The sequence below is a fragment of the Burkholderia diffusa genome, from assembly GCF_001718315.1.
Taxonomy (GTDB): Bacteria; Pseudomonadota; Gammaproteobacteria; order Burkholderiales; family Burkholderiaceae; genus Burkholderia; species Burkholderia diffusa_B.
This window is the reverse complement of the sequence record NZ_CP013364.1, coordinates 74348-93960: the sequence shown is the minus strand read 5'-3', so window position 1 is coordinate 93960 and position 19613 is coordinate 74348. Positions and strand designations below refer to the sequence as shown.

Annotated in this window: 18 protein-coding genes; 9 read left to right on the top strand and 9 right to left on the bottom strand. The window is 66.3% G+C overall.

The features are described 5' to 3' along the window. Nucleotides 1–15: 15 nt before the first annotated feature. From argE to WI26_RS27165, 4 genes are all read right to left on the bottom strand, one after another. Nucleotides 16–1185, bottom strand: coding sequence for an acetylornithine deacetylase (gene argE / locus WI26_RS27180; protein WP_069227930.1), 1170 nt, complete (start codon nt 1183–1185; stop codon nt 16–18). Continuing rightward, nucleotides 1178–1855: a DUF1028 domain-containing protein gene (locus WI26_RS27175; protein WP_069227929.1), complete on the bottom strand. Its 678-nt coding sequence runs from the start codon at nt 1853–1855 to the stop codon at nt 1178–1180. Before WI26_RS27175 ends, argE begins: the two co-directional genes overlap by 8 nt. Further along, the gene (locus tag WI26_RS27170; RefSeq protein WP_069227928.1) at nt 1852–2301 is read right to left on the bottom strand and encodes a RidA family protein; all 450 of its coding nucleotides are present in this window, start codon (nt 2299–2301) and stop codon (nt 1852–1854) included. Before WI26_RS27170 ends, WI26_RS27175 begins: the two co-directional genes overlap by 4 nt. A 138-nt stretch (nt 2302–2439) precedes the next feature. Further along, the gene (locus WI26_RS27165; protein ID WP_069227927.1) at nt 2440–3786 is read right to left on the bottom strand and encodes a flavin-containing monooxygenase; all 1347 of its coding nucleotides are present in this window, start codon (nt 3784–3786) and stop codon (nt 2440–2442) included. Between the two features lie 695 nt (nt 3787–4481). Between WI26_RS27165 and WI26_RS32805 the strand changes: the two genes are divergently transcribed. Both WI26_RS32805 and trpS read left to right on the top strand, forming a co-directional pair. Continuing rightward, the gene (locus tag WI26_RS32805; protein ID WP_167359271.1) at nt 4482–4637 is read left to right on the top strand and encodes a hypothetical protein; all 156 of its coding nucleotides are present in this window, start codon (nt 4482–4484) and stop codon (nt 4635–4637) included. Between the two features lie 206 nt (nt 4638–4843). Then, nucleotides 4844–5857 (top strand): tryptophan--tRNA ligase, encoded by a 1014-nt coding sequence (gene trpS, locus WI26_RS27160; RefSeq protein WP_069227926.1) that lies wholly within the window; start codon nt 4844–4846, stop codon nt 5855–5857. Nucleotides 5858–5976: 119 nt separating this feature from the next. Here trpS and WI26_RS27155 read toward each other — a convergent pair whose 3' ends face one another. The 4 genes from WI26_RS27155 to WI26_RS27140 form a co-directional block, all read right to left on the bottom strand. Next, nucleotides 5977–6390, bottom strand: a complete 414-nt coding sequence (locus tag WI26_RS27155; RefSeq protein ID WP_060326023.1) for a VOC family protein — start codon at nt 6388–6390, stop codon at nt 5977–5979. A 113-nt stretch (nt 6391–6503) separates the two neighbouring features. Then, a complete protein-coding gene (locus tag WI26_RS27150; RefSeq protein WP_069227925.1) occupies nt 6504–7424 on the bottom strand; it encodes a bestrophin family protein in 921 nt (306 codons plus the stop codon). Nucleotides 7425–7600: 176 nt separating this feature from the next. Continuing rightward, nucleotides 7601–8608, bottom strand: coding sequence for a cytochrome d ubiquinol oxidase subunit II (gene cydB, locus WI26_RS27145; protein WP_059511548.1), 1008 nt, complete (start codon nt 8606–8608; stop codon nt 7601–7603). A gap of 3 nt (nt 8609–8611) precedes the next feature. Continuing rightward, a complete protein-coding gene (locus WI26_RS27140; RefSeq protein WP_069227924.1) occupies nt 8612–10012 on the bottom strand; it encodes a cytochrome ubiquinol oxidase subunit I in 1401 nt (466 codons plus the stop codon). A 397-nt stretch (nt 10013–10409) separates the two neighbouring features. Here WI26_RS27140 and fdhD point away from each other — a divergent pair, with 397 nt between their 5' ends. The 5 genes from fdhD to moaD all read left to right on the top strand — a co-directional run bounded on the left by fdhD (nt 10410) and on the right by moaD (nt 14714). Next, nucleotides 10410–11279, top strand: coding sequence for a formate dehydrogenase accessory sulfurtransferase FdhD (fdhD, locus tag WI26_RS27135; protein WP_069227923.1), 870 nt, complete (start codon nt 10410–10412; stop codon nt 11277–11279). Continuing rightward, complete coding sequence (glp, locus tag WI26_RS27130) at nt 11279–12493, top strand: gephyrin-like molybdotransferase Glp (protein WP_069227922.1); 1215 nt, start codon at nt 11279–11281, stop codon at nt 12491–12493. Before fdhD ends, glp begins: the two co-directional genes overlap by 1 nt. Before the next feature lie 202 nt (nt 12494–12695). Beyond that, on the top strand, nt 12696–13787 hold the full coding sequence (gene moaA / locus WI26_RS27125; protein WP_069228327.1) for a GTP 3',8-cyclase MoaA: 1092 nt from the start codon (nt 12696–12698) through the stop codon (nt 13785–13787). Nucleotides 13788–13831: 44 nt separating this feature from the next. Then, complete coding sequence (locus WI26_RS27120; RefSeq protein WP_069227921.1) at nt 13832–14395, top strand: molybdenum cofactor biosynthesis protein MoaE; 564 nt, start codon at nt 13832–13834, stop codon at nt 14393–14395. Nucleotides 14396–14456: 61 nt separating this feature from the next. Continuing rightward, on the top strand, nt 14457–14714 hold the full coding sequence (gene moaD / locus WI26_RS27115; protein ID WP_059452283.1) for a molybdopterin converting factor subunit 1: 258 nt from the start codon (nt 14457–14459) through the stop codon (nt 14712–14714). A 58-nt stretch (nt 14715–14772) separates the two neighbouring features. On the opposite strand, the gene WI26_RS27110 is transcribed toward moaD, so the two are convergent. Beyond that, nucleotides 14773–15435 (bottom strand): glutathione S-transferase family protein, encoded by a 663-nt coding sequence (locus WI26_RS27110; RefSeq protein WP_069227920.1) that lies wholly within the window; start codon nt 15433–15435, stop codon nt 14773–14775. 168 nt (nt 15436–15603) lie between these two features. Between WI26_RS27110 and WI26_RS27105 the strand changes: the two genes are divergently transcribed. Together WI26_RS27105 and acnB are read left to right on the top strand one after the other, a co-directional pair. After that, nucleotides 15604–16614, top strand: coding sequence for a helix-turn-helix transcriptional regulator (locus WI26_RS27105; protein WP_069227919.1), 1011 nt, complete (start codon nt 15604–15606; stop codon nt 16612–16614). 388 nt (nt 16615–17002) lie between these two features. Continuing rightward, nucleotides 17003–19588 carry a bifunctional aconitate hydratase 2/2-methylisocitrate dehydratase gene (acnB, locus tag WI26_RS27100; RefSeq protein ID WP_059511552.1) on the top strand — a complete coding sequence of 862 codons (2586 nt, stop codon included), beginning with the start codon at nt 17003–17005 and terminating at the stop codon, nt 19586–19588. The last annotated feature ends 25 nt before the right edge of the window (nt 19589–19613 follow it).

Below are 19613 nucleotides of genomic sequence, written 5' to 3'. Positions count from 1 at the left end.
CTCCGCACGGCCGAATCAGGATCGACCAGCCGAAGCGAGGTAAGTCGCGAGACGGCCCAGCATCGCGTCGCACCCGTGCAACTGGTCGAGCGTGACGAACTCGTCGGGCTTGTGCCCCTGGTCCATGCTGCCCGGGCCGCACACGACGGTCGGAATACCGGCCTGCCCGAACAGCCCGCCCTCGGTGCCGAACGCCACCGTGCCGAATGCGTCGGAGCCACTCAGCATCGCGAGCAGTCGCGCGGCTTCGCTGTCCGGCGACGTCGCGAGCCCCGGATACGCGCCGAGCGACTGCAGACGGATATCGGTCTCGGGGTGAACCGCCCGCATCTTCGGCAGCAGTTCGGATTCCGCATAGTCCAGCAGCTTTCTTGGCACGTCATGCGCGTCGAACGCCGGCAGCGCCCGCACCTCAAAATCGAATTCGCATTCGGCCGGCACGATGTTCAGCGCGCGGCCGCCCTTGATCAGCCCGGCTTGCACGGTCGAGAACGGCGGATCGAAGCGGCTGTCGTGATGCTCGGACCGCGCGAGCGCCGCGCCGATCTCGCCAAGCCGGCCGATCAGCTTCGCCGCGTAGTCGATCGCGTTGACGCCCAGCGGCGCGTACGCCGAGTGACACGCGGCACCCTTCACGTGACAGCGCATTGCGAGCTTACCCTTGTGCCCGAGTACCGGTTTCAACTCGGTCGGCTCGCCGATCAGGCATAGGCGCGGGCGGTGCTCGCGCGCGGCCAGCGCATCGAGCATCGGCCGCACGCCGAGACAGCCAACTTCCTCGTCATAGGAAAACGCGAGATGCACCGGCACGCTCAACGACCGCGCGACGAACGTAGGCACGGCCGCGAGCACCGACGCGATGAAGCCCTTCATGTCGGCCGTGCCGCGCCCGTACAGCCGGCCGTCGCGCTCGGTCAACCGGAACGGCTCGACCGCCCACGCCTGGCCGTCGACCGGCACCACGTCGGTATGGCCCGACAGCGCGATGCCACCGCGATCGCGCGGCCCGATCGTTGCGTACAGGCTCGCCTTTGTGCGTTCCGCGTTGTAGAACAGCTCGCTCGAGACACCGTGTCCGGCGAGATAATCGCGGATGAATTCGATCATCGCGAGATTCGAATCGCGGCTGACCGTCGCGAAGCCGATCAACCGTTCGAGCAATGCGCGGCTCGACGTGTCACTCATCGCCCGGCACTCCGTAGCTCGGCGCGGCAGTCGGATTCAGCGCCCGTGTCTGGTAATCCTGCATCTGCGGGCGATACGCGCGCCACAGCGCGTCCAGTTGCCCGACCGGATCAACGTCGGCCCAGTCGACGCGCAGGTCGACGATCGGCCAGGTCACGTCGCCGGCCACCTGCAGCGCGGCCGAATGTACCGGTCCGGCCTCGCCGCCCGCTGCGATCGCCGCGTGCATCGCGGCCAGCAGGCGGTCGGCCAGCAGCCCGGGCGCCTGCTCGAACGCACGTACCATCGCGTCGATCACGCCCGGCGCGGCCAGCAGGTTGCCGGCCGCCACGCATTGCTCGCCCTGCACCGCATGGTGCGTGCCGAGCGCTTCCTTGCCGGTGAAGCACGCGGTCTGCCCCTGCCCGTCGATCACCGTGACCTGCCGGTACTGGCTCCAGCCGTTCGCGCTGAGCGCGCGGTCGAGCGCGGCGGCCGGCGCGAGCTGCCGGTGCTCGATCAGATCGAGGATCTGCTGGCCGAGCGCCGGCAGCGTGACGTTCTGCGTCGCGACCGCGCCGACGCCCGCGCGCACCCACGGGCAGCGCGCGCCCACCGCGATGCTCGACGAGCTGATCGCGATCCCGAGCTGCCCCGTTTCCGGGCAGCGCCCGACGATGGAGAAAGTCATCTCGCCTCCTGTGCGCGACTCGGCTGCCAGTTGTCCGGGATCACCGCGATCACGTCGATTTCCATCAACCACTGCGGCTGGCCGAGCGCCGAGACGACGAGCCCTGTCGAAATCGGGTAGACGCCTTTCAGCCACTTGCCGACTTCCTGGTACACGGGCTCGCGATAGCGCGGGTCGATCAGGTAGGTCGTCGTCTTCACGATGTGCGTGATGTCGCTGCCGGCTTCCTCCAGCAGCTGCTTCACGTTCTTCATCGCCTGCTCGGCCTGAGCACGCGGATCGCCGAGGCCGATCAGGTTGCCGTCGAAATCGGTGCCGACCTGGCCGCGCACATAGACGGTATTGCCGGCGCGCACGGCCTGGCACAGGTCGTTGTCGAGCGTCTGGTTCGGGTAGGTATCCTTCGTGTTGAACATGCGGATACGGGTATGGGTAGGCTGGCTCATCGAGGTCCTTCGATCGTCGGTGTGTTCGCCGGCCGCACCGCAAGCAGTCGCGGCGCGGGCGGGTTCTTGTTGTAGCGGAGTAGCCGGATCATCGCGTCCCGGTTTCGCGCGTGGCGCGGATCGTGACGCGAGCGCGCATCAATCGATCGCATCAACGAGCGGACGGGCATCCGCCGGCTCCGTGCGCGATGCGTCGCCGTGCCCAGTGCGCGTTTGAAGCCGGCGCTTCGATGCGTCGTGATAGTCGAGGTACTTGCGCTGCGTGACGATGTGGTCGGCGATGTGTTTCGCGTCGTGCCACACACCCCAGATGAAGCTGGAGCCGCGTCGCGACAGCCACGGCAGGCCGAGGAAATAGATGCCGGGCTCCTTCGACACGCCGCGTTGATGCTGTGGCTTGCCGTTCGCGCCGAACGCGTCGACATTTAGCCAGCCGTAGTCGACCGCATAGCCCGTCGCCCAGACGATCGACGTGACGCCAGCGCCGGCCAGGTCGAGCGCGAGGATCGGTCGCGTGACGCAATCCGGATCCGGCAGGATGCGGCGCGCTTCGGGTTCTTCGGGCAGATCGAGGCCGTCGCGGATCGCATACGCGTCGGCCGCGTCGAGCAGAGAGAGGTAGTTCTCGTCGCCGCGTGCGAGATTGACTGCGAGATCGGGTTCGAACACGGCGACGCCTCCGTCGAACGACTTCGTCAACCCGACGAGCGTCACGCCCTGGTGCGCAAGCGCGCGGAAATCGACCGTGTGACCGCCGCGCGCACCGCTCACCGCGATCGTCACGTGTTCGCGTCCGGGCGTCGCGACTTCCTTGTCCCATTCGCCAAGCACGCCTAGCCACCAGCAGAAGTCGCGGCCACGATACGCGCGCGGCGGGCGGTCATGCGGGCCGACCGACAAATAGACCTGTCGGCCCGCGCGCTGCAGTTCGTCGGCAATCTGCACGCCCGACGAACCGGCGCCGACTACCAGCACCGCACCGTCCGGCAATTGCGCGGGGTTGCGATAATCGGCCGAGTGGAGTTGCACGAGGCCCGCATCGTCCGGCGCGATCGGCGGGATGACCGGGCGCTGGAACGGGCCCGTTGCGACGACCACGCGGGTTGCCTCGATCGGGCCGTCCGAGGTGTCGACGATGAAGCCCGGCTTGCCCGTGTTGCGCACGACGTTCTTCACTTCGACGCCAGTGCGGATCGGCGCGTTGAACTTGCGCGCATAGGCCTCGAAGTAGTCGGCGACCTGGTCCTTCGATGCGAACGCATCGGGATCGAGGCCGTCGAATTCGAGCCCCGGAAAACGGTCGTGCCACGCGGGGCCGTTCGCGACCAGCGAATCCCAGCGTCCGGTGCGCCAGCGCTCGGCGATACGGTCACGCTCCAGCACGAGATGCGGCACGCCGAGTTTGCCCAAGTGCTCGCTCATGGCCACGCCGGCCTGTCCGGCCCCGACGACCAGCGTATCGATTGAGGTTGTTTCCACTGCCACGGCTGTCTCCTTGAAGTGCGGCTCGCTGCGATGTTGGTGTCGTCGCGCGAGGGGGAATGGAGACATTCTGCTGACAGGTCAGCGTGGGCGAAATGATGTTTTTTGTGGTTGTTGACGAGAAAAAAGCTGGGGACGGGGATAGCTAGCGGTCCGGGCATACGGCGCCTCACCGGGCGCGGACGACTCGGCACTCGCCGCTGACGTAATACTTCCCCGTCGGATCGCAGGGCGTCGGAATGCCGGGTTTCGTTCGCTCTTCGGTAATCTGAACGGCATGCTCGGAAGCAAGATCGACGGCTTCGCCTTGAGCGCACGCATTCGCCGGATCGAACATCGCGTTCCAATGTTCGCGCTCGGTGGCCTTCGTCCATAGCCCGACTGCCGCCGTCGTCGCGCCGATATGGCGCTAATCGGGGAACGCGCCTGCAAATGCGGCGGTTCTGGCCGCTCGAGTCTTTCCCGGACAATTCTTGACTATGTGCGCGCACTCGAACTGATACGATACGCGTCGCCTGGGCCTGCGCGATGCCTACTCAGGCCGATCGATCGTTCCCTTTTTCGATCCTTACGCGTGAATCGCAGGCTGCGCCGGACCCCGGCCCAGCCGCCTCTTGCTGAATCCAGCAGCATCCCGGCGCCGCCCCACCCGGCCCGTTGCAGCAACCGTTGAAGTGGCGCACGTTGCGCCTGCAAGCATGAAGAAACTGAAGCAGCACATCCGCACCCTGAGCGAGATCGACCGTACGCCGCTGGTGCGCGCCGGCGCGCTGCTGCTGATGGCCGGCCTGCTGTACCTGCTGTGGCCGTCCGCCGAAGTCGCACGCCTCGCGCTGGAATCAGTCGTGCACTGAAGCACGGCTCGACGCCGCTGCGCTATACTCGCGCCATGCAAACCAAACCTGCCTCGCCGAACCTGCATCACTGGTGGCGCGCCTGACCCAGGCGGCCCGTTTCTGTTTGCATGTCCCGAACGTGATGCCGCCAGCCATGGCGGCATTGTCGTTTTCGCGCTCACGTCATGGCTGGCGGCTTCGATAACCCGGAGCCAATCCACACCATGACGCACCCGACCCGACCGACCATCCTCACGGGCGACCGCACGACCGGCCCGCTGCATCTCGGCCATTACATCGGCTCGCTTCGCGCGCGCGTGCAGATGCAGCACGAGGCGACGCAGTTCCTGCTGCTCGCCGACACGCAGGCGCTGACCGACAACATGGGCCGCCGCCAGCGTGTCACCGAGAACGTGATCGAGGTCGCGCTCGACTACCTGGCCGTCGGCATCGATCCGGCGATCTCGACGATCGTCGTCCAGTCGCAGATACCCGAGCTCGCCGATCTGTCGCAATACCTGCTCAACCTCGTGACGGTCGCACGCCTCGAGCGCAATCCGACCATCAAGGAAGAGATCCGTCTGCGCGGCTTCGAACGCGACATTCCGGCCGGCTTCCTGACCTACCCCGTCAGCCAGGCCGCCGACATCACCGCGTTCAAGGCGACGCACGTGCCAGTCGGCGACGACCAGCTACCGATGATCGAACAGACCAACGAACTCGTGCGCCGCTTCAACGCAACGGTCGACAAGCCGGTGCTGGTGGAATGCGAGGCCGTGCTGTCGGCGGTCACGCGGCTGCCGGGCATCGACGGCAAGGCGAAGATGAGCAAGTCGCTCGGCAACGCGATCACGCTCGGCTCAACGCCCGACGAGATCGCGCAGGCCGTGAAGAACATGTACACGGACCCGAACCACCTGCGCGTGAGCGATCCCGGCCAGGTCGAAGGCAACGTCGTGTTCACGTTCCTCGACGCGTTCGAGCCCGACGTGCAGAAAGTCGACGAACTGAAGGCGCACTATCGCCGTGGCGGCCTCGGCGACAGCGTCGTCAAGCGCGTGCTGAACGAGCGGCTGCAGGCGCTGATCGAGCCGATCCGTGCGCGTCGTCGCGAATTCGAGGCGGACAAGGCGGAGGTGATGGCAATCCTCAAGCGCGGCACGATGCATGCGCGCGAGGTGGCGGGGGCGACGCTGGCGGAGGTAAAAGGCGCGATGGGGTTGACGTACTTCGATTGAGTCGCGCGCACGGCAAACGCGACCGGGCGAAGACGCGCGGCGGCATGGCGTCGCCGCGCTTGTCCGCTACCCGACGGCACGACGCCGTGCCGCTGGCAGTCAATCGTCGGCGAGTGCCGTCACGGCCGCTCGTGCGCCGATGGCGCAGCATGGCATACGGCCTCGATCCGGTTTCCGGCCGGATCGACGACAAAGGCTGCGTAGTAGTCGGCGTGATAGTGCGGCCTCAAGCCGGGGTCGCCATCGGGCCGGCCGCCCGCGGACAGCCCTGCCTCGAAGAATGCATGCACCTGCTCGCGGGAAGCCGCCTTGAAGCACCAGTGCCGCTTGCTCACTCCGACCTCGGCGGGATCCAGATAAATCGCCAGGAAGGTTGATGTGGTGTCGCTGGCATTGCAACGTTCACCGTAACCGAGCGCGGTGCCGCGGTCATAAACCCGGGTCGCGCCCAGCGCGGCCATGACACCGTCGTAGAAAGGGCGTGCCTGGTCGATATCCGGAACGCCGATGGACACATGGTCAAGAAGTTGCATGTTGTTGGCTCCATTGAACGAGCACGAGTCTACACAAACTTCCCTGGTCCGTTCCGCCAATGTCGCTTGCACCCCGCTCCGACGAAGCACACGCGGTCGCGTCGCCGTACCGTTCACGTGATCTGATACGTCGACGCCGGCACGAACTCCTCCGGCATCGCGCGATCGCCCAGCTCGAGCACCGACCGTTCGATCGTGCGCGCCATCGCATCGAGCGCCAGTGCGTTCGGGGCGAGGCCGAACGGCTCCGCAACCTCGTTCGCGATCGCTTCGAGCGCAATCAGCGTGTACGAGATGAACACGCAAATCAGCGGCGTGAAGAATTCCGTCGAATCGACGAGCCCGAACGGCAGCAGCACGCAGTATGCATAGACCGTGCGATGCAGCAGCACGCTGTACGAGAACGGGATCGGTGTCGTCAGGATGCGCTCGCAGCCGCCCACCGCCTTGCCCAGCTCGGCCAGTTGCGCATCGAACATCCAGCACGTCGTTTCGCTGCCGGGCGCGCGGCCCAGCGCGCGGACGATCCCGCCGCGCAGGTCATCGAGAATCGCGACGGGCTGGTAGCACTTGTGCGCGAATGCGGCCGCGCGTTCAGCGCCTAGAATGCGCTGCAGGTCCTGCGCCGGATCGGTGTGACGCAGCTGATGCTTCAGTGCATACGTAAACGCGATCAGCAGATCGGCGAGCCGGTTGCGCTCCGCGTCGCCGACGCTGTCGGGCAGGTAGCGCCGCAGCTGCGACGTGACGGTGCGCGCCGCGATCAGCAGGTTGCCCCACAGCAGCCGCGCCTCCTTGAAGCGCTCGAAGCTCGCATTGTTGCGAAACGCGAGGAAGATCGCGAGTGCCAGCCCGAACAGCGTGAATGGCGCGGTGTTCAGCGGAATCTTCTCGCCGAAGATGCGCCCGTTCGTGAAGACCGCCAGCGTGCTGACGATCGCCATGAACACGAGTTGCGGAATGATCGACTGCAGCACGGAGCCGTTCCATACGAACAGCATCCTGAGCCAGTTTTGTCGTGGTCTGACGATCATGGTGTTGTCTCGACTGCCGATGAAATACGCAATGTGGATCGCTGCCGCCCGAAGTGCAACGGCCCGCGCGTGGCGGGCCGCTGTCGGCTCGATACCGGGCCGGGTGACGCGATTAGCGGCGTGCGCGCGTGATGATACGCCCGCGCACGCGCTGCCCCGTCATCTCGGCGCGCCGGTCAGTGATAACCGGCGTCGCCCTCGCGCACCTTGCCGCGGAACACGCGGTACTGCATCGCGTTGTACACGAGGATGATCGGCAGCACGATCACGGTGCCGACCAGCGCGAACAGCTGGCTCGAATGGCTCGACGACGCATCCCAGATCGTCAGCGACGGCGGCACGATGTTCGGCCAGATGCTGATCACGAGTCCGGTGTAGCCGAGGAACACGAGCGCGAGCGTCAGCAGGAACGGGGTGGCCTCGTGCTCGCGCTTTACCGTGTGGAAGATGCCCCACACACATGCGACGACGAGGATCGGAACCGGCAGGAACCAGCCGAGGTTGCCGCTGCCGAACCAGCGATGCGCGACGGCCGGCAGCCCGATCACGGTCCACAGGCTGACCACGCCCATTACCGCGAGCAGCACGCCCGCGAGCGGCTTCATCAGCATGCGCATCTTGCGCTGCAGCTCGCCGTCGACTTTCAGGATCAACCAGCCGCAGCCCAGCGTCGCATAGGTGACGAGCACGCCGATCCCGCAGAACAGGCTGAACGGCGACAGCCAGTCGAACGGCCCGCCCGCGAACGCATTGTTCTCGATCCGGATGCCCTGCAGCAGCGAACCGAGCGTGATCCCCTGGCAGAACGCGGCCAGCGCGGACCCGCCGATGAACGCGAGATCCCACAGGTGCTGGGTGCGGTTCGCCTTCGCACGCAATTCGAACGCCGCGCCGCGGAAGATCAGCCCGACCACCATCAGGATCAGCGGCAGGTAGTTCGCCGGCAGCAGCGTCGAGTAGACGACCGGAAACGCGCCGTACAGGCCCGCTCCGCCGAGCACGAGAAAGGTCTCGTTGCCGTCCCATACCGGCGCGACGGTATTGAGCATGACTTCGCGTTCGGCCTTCGCGTCGAAGAACGGAAACAGCAGGCCGATGCCGAGGTCGAAGCCGTCGAGCATCACGTAGATGAACACGCCGAGACCGATGATCGCGGCCCACACGACAGGAAGATCGATGTGCATGGCTTACTCCGCTTCGGTGACGTTCAGCGGCGTGGACAGCGCACTCTTGCGCAGCCCCGGATGCCGGTGCAGCTCGATGTATCCGGCGTGCGCGGCCGGCCCGCGCTTCATCAGTTTCATCATGTAGTAGATACCCGTTCCGAACACCAGGAAATACACGACCACGAAGATCAGCAGCGACACGCCGACCTGCTGCGCGCTGAGCGGCGCGACCGAATCGACGGTGCGCAGCACGCCATATACAGTCCACGGTTGCCGCCCGACCTCGGTCGTGATCCATCCGGCCAGCAGCGCGACGATGCCCGACGGCCCCATGCACACGACGAACCACTGGAACCAGCGCGTTTCATACAGGCGTCCGCCCTTTCTCAGCAGCAGGCCGAGCAGCGCGGTGAGCAGCATCAGCATCCCGAAGCCGGCCATGATCCGGAAGGTCCAGAACACGATCGGCGAATACGGGCGGTCCTGCGCCGGGAATTCCTTCAACCCGCGAATCTCGCCGTCCCAGCTGTGCGTGAGGATCAGGCTGCCGAGGTGCGGCACCTGGATCGCATAGCGGGTCGTCTCGGCCTGCATGTCGGGCAGACCGACGAGATTCAGCGCGGTGCCGCCCTTCTCGGTTTCCCACAGCCCCTCGATCGCCGCGATCTTCGCCGGCTGGTATTCGCGCGTGTTCAGCCCGTGCGCATCGCCGACGACGATCTGGATTGGTGCGAGCAGCAGCAGCATCCACAGCGCCATCGAGAAGCTGCGCTTCACCGGCTCGTCGCGGCGCCCCTTCAGCAGGTGCCACGCGCCGCACGCGGCCACGATGAAGCCCGCGACGATGAACGCGGCGATCGTCATGTGCACGAGGCGATACGGGAACGACGGGTTGAAGATGACCTTGAACCAGTCGACCGGCACGACGAGGCCGTTCTCGATCCTGTAGCCCTGCGGCGTCTGCATGAAGCTGTTCGACGCGAGGATCCAGAATGTCGAGATCAGCGTGCCGACCGCGACCATCAGCGTCGCGAAGAAATGCGCACGCGGGCTGACGCGCTGCCAGCCGAACAGCATCACGCCGAGAAAACCGGCTTCGAGGAAAAAGGCCGTCAGGACTTCGTAAGTGAGCAGTGGGCCGGTGATGTTGCCCGCGATGCGCGAGAAGCCAGACCAGTTCGTGCCGAACTCGTACGCCATCACGACGCCGGAGACGACGCCCATCCCGAAGCCGATCGCGAAGATCTTCGACCAGAACTGGAACATGGATTTGTAGGCGGCATCGCCGGTGACGAGATAGCGCCATTCCAGCACCGCCAGGAAGCTCGCCATGCCGATGCTGATCGCCGGAAACACGATGTGGAACGACACCGTGAACGCGAATTGCAATCGGGCGAGATGGAACGCATCGAAGATTTCCATGACCGTAATTTGCTCGTGGTTGTGAGGACGTCGGCTCGAAGCAGGAAATCGCGCGACGGCTTCGCGACGGCACGTGCACACATCGACGGATCGCGGTGAACGGCAACGAAGCGTGAATGACGATATCGCGTTTCCGACGATACTCGCAATCGCGCGAACGTGCGCTGAAACTGTGCTTTCCCCGGGGCCGAAGATGTGTATACGGAAAACCCGTTCAAGGGGCACGAAGCCCGCAGCTGTACTGCTTTCCGCATGGCGACGCTGTACATTCGCGGCGCGACCGAACGCCCGTACCATCGGTTCGTGGCCTGCCCGTGGCGAGCCAGCTCAACACCGCCCCCGCAGAATCCGTTCCGTTCGCGTGACACGCGTCGGACGATCCCCAGGAGAAAAACGCATGGAGCCCAGCGACCGCCCCGACGATTCGGCCGGCAGCCGCGCGTGTCACGTCACGCGTCATCGTGCCGGCGATGCGCGAGACACGATCGATCGTGTCGTCGACGAAACACCGGTTGCGCTCGTATTCAACGGCATCGCGCACACGGTGATGATGGCGACGCCGATCGACCTGGACGCGTTCGGCCTCGGCTTCGCGCTGAGCGAAGGGATCGTCGAGCGCGCATCGGACGTCTTCGATATTGAAAGCGAATGCCGGACCGGCAGCGCGGAAGTGCGGCTCACGGTGTCGCAGCAGGCGTTCATGACGATGAAGGCGCACCGGCGCGCGCTGGCCGGCCGCACCGGCTGCGGGGTCTGCGGAATCGAAAGCATTGCGCAGCTCGACCTGCATCCGCCGCGCATCGCGGCAGCCGGTGCGGCGGCCGGCATCGGAACCGACGCCGTCGCGCGCGCCGCCCGCGCGTTGCCGGCGCGGCAGCCGCTGATGCGCGCGACCGGCGGCATCCATGCGGCCGCCTGGTGCGATCGCGACGGCGCCGTGCTGGAAGTCTTCGAGGACGTCGGCCGCCACAACGCGCTCGACAAGCTGATCGGCCGGCTCGCGCGATGCCGCGCCGACCTGAGCGCGGGTTTCGTGTTCCTGTCGAGCCGCGCGAGCTATGAGCTCGTGCGCAAGGCGGCACGCGTCGGCATTCCGATGATCGCGACGATCTCGGCGCCCACGTCGCTCGCGATCGGCGTCGCGCGCGAAGCCGGCGTGCGGTTGCTCGGCTTCTGCCGCAACGACGGCTTCGTCGAATACGTGTCACCCGACGCGCTACCGCTACCCGAACCGACGCGTGCGCAACCGCATGCGCTCACCGCATGATGAAACCCCTGACCGATTTCGATACCGCCCAACGGCAGTTCGCCGGCGCGTTCGCGCCGCCGCATGCGGCCGTCTCCATTCCGGTCGCGCAGGCGGCCGGCCACGTGCTGGCCGCACCGCTCGCCGCCGTGCTCGACCAGCCGCCCGCCGACCAGAGCGCGATGGACGGCTATGCGGTCCGTCACGCCGACCTCGAACACGGCGAGCCGCTGCGCGTCGCGCAGCGCTGCTACGCGGGCGACTCGCCCTCGCCGCTGGCACCTCGCACGGCAGCGCGGATCTTTACCGGCAGCCTGATTCCGCCCGGTGCCGACACCGTCGTGATGCAGGAGCACGCGCGCGAGCGGGACGGTCACGTCACGTTCGACGCACCGCAGCGCAGCGGGTCGCATATCCGCCGCCGCGGCGAGGAAGTTCGCGCGGGCGACCTGCTGATGCCCGCCGGCGTGCGGCTCGGCGCGATGCACGTCGGCGTCGCCGCCGCGCAAGGTTGCGCGCGCATCGACGTGCGGCCGCCGCTGCGGATCGGCATCCTGACGACCGGCGACGAACTCGTCCCGTGCGGCGAACCGCGTGCGCCCCAGCAGATCTACAACAGCAACGCGCCGATGCTCGCAGCCCTCGCATCGGGAACCGGCGCCGTCGTCACCGCGAGCGAACACGCCGCCGACACGCCGGCCGCCGTCGAGGCGGCACTGCGCGATATGGCCACGCGCTGCGATCTGGTCGTCTGCGTCGGCGGCGCATCGGTCGGCGACAAAGACCTGCTGCGCCCGGCGCTGACCGCGCTCGGCGCATCGTTCGTGGTATCGGGCGTGCGGATGAAACCCGGCAAGCCCGTTGCGCTCGCGCGGCTCGACGAACGGCCCGTGGTGCTGCTGCCCGGCAACCCGGGGGCGGCGATGATCACGTTCACGCTGTTCGTCGCGCCGATGATCCGCCGCCTGCAGGGACGAGACGATTGCCTCCCGGCCGTACCGTCGCTGCCGATCGACATCGCCGTCGAACCGGATGCGCAGCGCGAACGCTTCGTGCGCGTGCGCCGCACCATCGACGCCAATGGCGCGCCCGTCCTCGACACGCTGCGGCAGCAAGGCGCCGGCACGCTGCAATCGCTCGTGCAGGCGAGCGGCCTCGCGCGTCTGCCAGCGGGCCGGCGCATCGCGCGCGGCGACACCGTGCCGTATTACGATTTCGTGCAGTGGCTCGCGTGAGCATGAATGCGAGCGTGCGCCTGCTCGCGATGCCCGTCTTTCGCGCATGCAGGACGACGAACTGTATTCCTGCATTTCGGCCGCGATTGTGTCTCTGCCGACGCAATCCGTCGGACTATCCTCACGATGAGGCTCGTCACGATCCGTGCGCCGCTACGTCCGCACACGCACGGCCGACCGGCGACGCCGTTCCGCTCACTACCTGCAGGCAGACGAACCCATCGTGAATGCCATCGCTTCCGCGCCGGCCGCCGCCGTCTCCCGCCCGCTCGACACGCTCGCGCGGCCGTTGCGCGATCTGCGGCTGTCCGTCATCGACCAGTGCAATTTCCGGTGCGGCTACTGCATGCCGCGCGACACTTTCGGTCCCGACTATGCGTTCATGCCGTCCTCCGAGCGGCTGTCGTTCGCGCAACTCGAGAAGATCGCGCGCGCGTTCGTCTCGCTCGGCGTCGAAAAGATCCGCCTGACCGGCGGCGAGCCGCTGCTGCGCCGCAACCTCGAAGCGCTGATCGAACGGCTCGCGACGCTGACGACCGTCGACGGCAAGCCCGTCAAAATCGCGCTGACGACCAACGGCTCCCTGCTCGCCGCCAAGGCACGCGCGCTGCGCGATGCGGGCCTGTCGCGCGTGACCGTGAGTCTCGACGCACTCGACGACATCGTGTTCCGCCGGATGACCGACACCGACGTGCCGGTGGCGCGTGTGCTGGCCGGCATCGAGGCTGCGCAGGCGGCCGGGCTCGCGCCCGTGAAGGTCAACGCCGTGATCGAGCGCGGCGCGAACGACGATCAGATCCTGCCGCTCGTGCGCCACTTCCGGCATAGCGGCGTGACCGTTCGCTTCATCGAGTACATGGACGTCGGCGGCGCGAACGCGTGGTCCTGCGACAAGGTCGTGCCGGCCGCGCGGATGCGCGAGCTCATCGATGCGCGCTATCCGCTCGTGCTCGTCGGCGAACCGGGACACGACGCCACCGCGATCCGCTGCCGGCACATCGACGGCGCGGGCGAGGTCGGCTTCATCGCGAGCGTGTCGCATCCGTTCTGCGGCACGTGCTCGCGCGCCCGCGTGTCCGCCGACGGCCAGCTCTATACGTGCCTGTTCGCGATGCAGGGCACCGACCTGCGGCCGTGGCTCGACGACGCCGCACCGATCGACTGCCTCGCCGATACCGTGCGCACACGATGGATGCGGCGCGACGATCGCTATTCCGAACGCCGGGCCACGCTTGCGGCCCGGCCATCAGGCAAGACCTATCCGACCGTGCGCATGTCGCTCGTCGGCGGCTGACGGGCTGCCGCGAAGCGGAGCGCACCGCCTACTGGAGAACCGTCATGACCCGTTTCACCGAATCCCGTGCTGCGTCATCCGACGATCCGTCGCGTAACGGCGGACATTCCGAACCCGCCGACGCGCATGCCGAGCCGCCGCCGGCGATCGCAGCCGGGTTCGAGGTGCGTGTGCAGTACGCGGCGATCGACGCCGGCGCCGAGATCGCGCCGATCGTTCGCAATCCGAATGTCGGCGCGGTCGTGAATTTCCTCGGCGTCGTTCGCAACGAAGGCGACGTCGACGACGTGATCGCGCTTGAGGTCGAGCACTATCCGACGATGACCGAGCAGGCACTCTGGAGCATCGTCGAGGAAGCCAGCGCACGCTGGCGGCTCGAGGCGGCCAGGATCGTGCATCGCGTCGGGCGCATTCCGCTCGGCCAGCCGGTCGTGATCGTCGTGGTAGCCGCCGCGCACCGCGCGGCCGCGTTCGATGCATGCGAATTCATCATGGATTTCCTGAAGACGCATGCGCCATTCTGGAAGAAGGAAATCCGGCACGATGGCGTGGCCGGCTGGGTCGAACCGAAGGCGCATGACGATCAGGCGATGCGTCGATGGGGATGAACGCGCCATCCTGCGCCATTCCGATTCCGCCGATCTGATCGATTTCGCTCTGGATTTCGTAATGAAACTGACGATCAAATATTTCGCGAGCATTCGCGAACAACTCCATGCCGACGAGGAAATCGTCGAGATCGATGCGCATGAGCTCACCGTCGACGCGCTGCGCGGCACGCTCGCCGCGCGCGACGCGCGCAGTGGCGAAGCACTGCGGATGGACCGGCCCGTGCGCGCGGCCGTGAATCTCGAGATGGTGACCGGCGACTTCGTCGTGCGCGAGGATAGCGAGGTGGCGTTCTTTCCGCCGGTGACGGGCGGCTGAATCGGTCACATCGACCGGCAACCGGCAGATCGTAGACGCTCGATGCGCACCGGGTCGACTAATAAAGCCCGCGCAGAAAATCCGGAACCGGATGGTCGATCGAAGCGAGATAACCCGCCATCGCACCGGCCACTTTCCGCACGGCCGGTCGCGCGGTCATCCGTTCGCGCCACGCGAGCAGGTTCGGCGTCTCCGCCGTCATCGGCGCGCCCTTGCGCGCGCCGAACAACTGCGCCATGTAGAACGCGATGTCTGCGTAGGAATAGGTTCCGGCGAGGAATTCCCGTCCCGCCAGCACGCGCTCCATGCGTCGATAGTATTGCCGCGCTTCGTCGCGTGCGGCCTGTGCCGCCGGATGATCCGGCGTCTCTTCGAGGCCCATCAGCCGGATCACGTGCGGAAAATAGATTTCATCGCTGCAGTGCTCGAGCTGACGTGCCGCCGCGCGCGCTTTCGGCTGCGCCGGCCATAGCGCGGGATCGGGCTTCAAGTCTTCCAGGTACTCGAAGATCTGCGTGGAATCGAAAATCTCCAGGTCGCCGTCGATCAGCACCGGCACCTGCCGCTTCGGATTGATGCGCACGACATCCGGATGCTTCGGGTCGTAGCCGCGCTGCTGGCTGAACGGCACCAGCACGCGCTCGAAGGCGATGCCCTTCTCGTGCGCCGCGATCTCGACTTTCGCGCCGAACATGCTCAGCGGACCGGTCATGATTTTCATGTGTCACCTCCTCAATGGGTTTCGCGCCGCGGCCTTCACGTGAACACCGCCCGCATGTCGGCAAGCCCGCGCCCGGCTCCGCCGCGCGCAAGCCGATGGCGAACGTGTGGGATCATAGATCCGATAACATGACATCCGGTGTCATGTATTTCCGATGAGGTGCCGCACATGAAGGCCAGCCGGTTGTTGTCGATCATGATGATGCTGCAGGCGCGCGGCCGCATGACCGCGCCTGCGCTGGCTGCCGCGCTGGAGGTGTCCGAGCGGACGATCCTGCGCGATATCGATCAACTGTCGACGGCCGGCGTGCCGATCTGGGGCGATCGTGGACGCAATGGCGGCTTCCAGTTGCAGGATGGCTGGCGCACCGATCTCACGGGGCTGACCGAGCAGGAGGCGCATGCGTTGATTCTGGCGGGTCTGCCAGGGCCGGCGGGAGAACTCGGGCTCGACGGGATGGCCGCGTCCGCGCGGCTGAAGATGATCGCCAGCCTGCCGCCGGACTCGCGCGCGCATGCCGATCGTGTCGCGAGCCGGCTGCATGTCGACACCGTGGATTGGTATCGGGCGCAGGAAACGCCGGCGTTTCTGCGAGAAGTCGCCGATGCCGTGTGGCAGTCTCAGCGCATCGAGGTCACGTACGAGAGCTGGCGTGGTGTGTCGCGCCGCGCACTCGATCCGCTCGGGCTGGTGCTCAAGGGCGGTGCGTGGTACGTGGTGGCGACGGTTGCCGGTAAGCGCGATGCGCTGACTTTTCGGCTCGCGAACATTCGGGAACTCGCGGCATCGCGCCGTCGATTCAAGCGGCCCGCGCGGTTCGACCTGGCGCAGCACTGGCGCGAGGCGATGAGCCGGTACGACGCGGAGCTTTACCGGTTGAGCGCGCACGTCGCGGTGTCCGCGCGCGGACAGAGCTGGCTGGTCAATGCACGCGTCAAGGTCGCGCCGGTCCTGGAGAGCGCCGGCAGTCCCGCGATTCCGCCGGGATGGAAGGAATTCCTGATGCCGATCGAATCGATCGAACACGGTGCGCGGAAGCTGCTGGGATATGGCGCGGAGCTGAAAGTGCTCGGGCCGCGGGAACTCGTGGCTCGATTCACTGACGAGGTTGCAGCGACGCAGGCGCTGTATTCGCCCGCGTCGCCGGCGATCGACGACGCGCCAACATTCGCGGCGTGATCGACGCGACGCTGCTCGCGCCCGCCGTGTTCGCCGCGCACGCCATCGTCACGGGCGCCTTTACCACATAGTGAAATCAAATCCGTCGAGCGAATGCCGCATCTGCGACCTGCCGTTCGCTCCGCAGCGCCCGGCTCCGCAGCAGGTCGGCTGTCACGCTCCGCACCGGCAGCCTGCCCGAATCCGCCGCATTCTTCCTCGAGGTGCGCCGCTACAACACTCGCCTGCCGGGGTCCGGCACACAACTCTTATATAAGACATAAGACATTTGACGCCTGACCATATTGGGATTAGAATCCCGTCCAAGCAGTGAAGCAGTGTCCGGAACAGCAGCCTCGGCGTGCCTGGAAAGCCCTTCCCCTGAAACGCAATCTCAGCAGGTCCCCCCATGCTTGAAAACTTTCGTGCTCACGTGGCCGCCCGCGCCGCGCTCGGTATTCCTCCCCTGCCGCTGACGGCTCAGCAAACCGCCGAACTGGTGGAACTGCTGACGAACCCGCCCGCAGGCGAAGAGCAGACGCTGCTCGATCTGATCACTCACCGCGTCCCCGCCGGCGTCGACGAAGCCGCGCGCGTGAAGGCCGGCTTCCTGGCCGCCGTCGCGAAGGGCGAGACGGCCTGCCCGCTGATCTCGCGCGAACGCGCGACCGAACTGCTCGGCACGATGCTGGGCGGTTACAACATCCAGCCGCTGATCGAGCTGCTGTCCGACGACGCAGTCGCGGCTGTCGCCGCCGACGCACTGAAGAAAACGCTGCTGATGTTCGACCAGTTCCATGACGTGAAGGAACTCGCCGACAAGGGCAACGCGCATGCGAAGGCCGTGCTGCAGAGCTGGGCCGACGCCGAATGGTTCACGAGCCGTCCGGAAGTGCCGGAAAGCCTGACCATCACCGTGTTCAAGGTCCCGGGCGAAACCAACACCGACGACCTGTCGCCGGCGCCCGACGCCACCACCCGCCCGGACATCCCGCTGCACGCGCTGGCGATGCTGAAGAACGCGCGCCCCGGCATCACGCCGGAAGAAGACGGCAAGCGCGGCCCGGTCAAGTTCATCGAATCGCTGAAGGACAAGGGTCACCTCGTCGCCTACGTGGGTGACGTGGTCGGCACCGGCTCGTCGCGCAAGTCGGCCACCAACTCGGTGCTGTGGTTCACCGGCGAAGACATCCCGTTCGTTCCGAACAAGCGCTTCGGCGGCGTGTGCCTCGGCGGCAAGATCGCCCCGATCTTCTACAACACGATGGAAGATGCCGGCGCGCTGCCGATCGAACTCGACGTATCGCAGATGAACATGGGCGACGTCGTCGAACTGCGCCCGTACGAAGGCAAGGCGCTGAAGGACGGCAACGTGATCGCCGAATTCCAGGTCAAGTCCGACGTGCTGTTCGACGAAGTGCGCGCCGGCGGCCGCATTCCGCTGATCATCGGCCGCGGCCTGACCGCGAAGGCGCGTGAAGCGCTCGGCCTCGCACCGTCAACGCTGTTCCGCCTGCCGCACCAGCCGGCCGACAGCGGCAAGGGCTTCTCGCTCGCGCAGAAGATGGTCGGCCGCGCATGCGGTCTGCCGGAAGGCCAGGGCGTGCGTCCGGGCACGTACTGCGAACCGAAGATGACCTCGGTCGGCTCGCAGGACACCACCGGCCCGATGACCCGCGACGAACTGAAGGATCTGGCCTGCCTCGGCTTCTCGGCCGACCTCGTGATGCAGTCGTTCTGCCACACCGCCGCTTATCCGAAGCCGGTCGACGTGAAGACGCACCAGACGCTGCCGAACTTCATCAGCACCCGTGGCGGTATCGCGCTGCGTCCGGGCGACGGCGTGATCCACTCGTGGCTGAACCGCATGCTGCTGCCCGACACCGTCGGCACCGGCGGCGACTCGCACACGCGTTTCCCGATCGGCATCAGCTTCCCGGCGGGCTCGGGCCTCGTCGCGTTCGCGGCCGCCACCGGCACGATGCCGCTCGACATGCCGGAATCGGTGCTGGTCCGCTTCAAGGGCAAGATGCAGCCGGGCGTCACGCTGCGCGACCTCGTCAACGCGATTCCGCTGTACGCGATCAAGCAGGGCATGCTGACGGTCGCCAAGCAAGGCAAGAAGAACATCTTCTCGGGCCGCATTCTCGAAATCGAAGGCCTGCCGGACCTGAAGGTCGAGCAAGCGTTCGAACTGTCGGATGCGTCGGCCGAGCGTTCGGCAGCCGGTTGCACGGTGCGCCTGAACAAGGAACCGATCATCGAGTACCTCAACAGCAACATCACACTGCTGAAGTGGATGATCGCGCAGGGCTATCAGGATCCGCGCAGCCTGCAGCGCCGTATCGCGGCGATGGAGCAGTGGCTGGCCGACCCGCAACTGCTGTCGCCGGACGCCGACGCCGAATACGCGGCCGTCATCGAGATCGACCTGGCCGACATTCATGAACCGATCGTTGCATGCCCGAACGATCCGGACGACGTGAAGACGCTGTCCGACGTCGCCGGTGCGAAGATCGACGAAGTGTTCATCGGCTCGTGCATGACCAACATCGGTCACTTCCGTGCCGCGTCGAAGCTGCTTGAAGGCAAGCGCGACATCCCGGTCAAGCTGTGGGTCGCGCCGCCGACCAAGATGGACCAGAAGCAGCTGACGGAAGAAGGTCACTACGGCGTGTTCGGCACGGCCGGCGCTCGCACCGAAATGCCGGGCTGCTCGCTGTGCATGGGCAACCAGGCACAGGTGCGCGAAGGCGCGACGGTGATGTCGACGTCGACCCGCAACTTCCCGAACCGTCTGGGCAAGAACACGAACGTGTACCTCGGCTCGGCGGAACTGGCGGCAATCTGCTCGCGTCTGGGCAAGATTCCGACCAAGGAAGAGTACATGGCCGACATGGGCGTGCTCAATGCCAACGGCGACAAGATCTACAAGTACATGAACTTCGATCAGATCGAAGACTTCAAGGAAGTCGCCGACACCGTGCAGATCTAAGCATGCGGTCGAACTACGGTGGGCT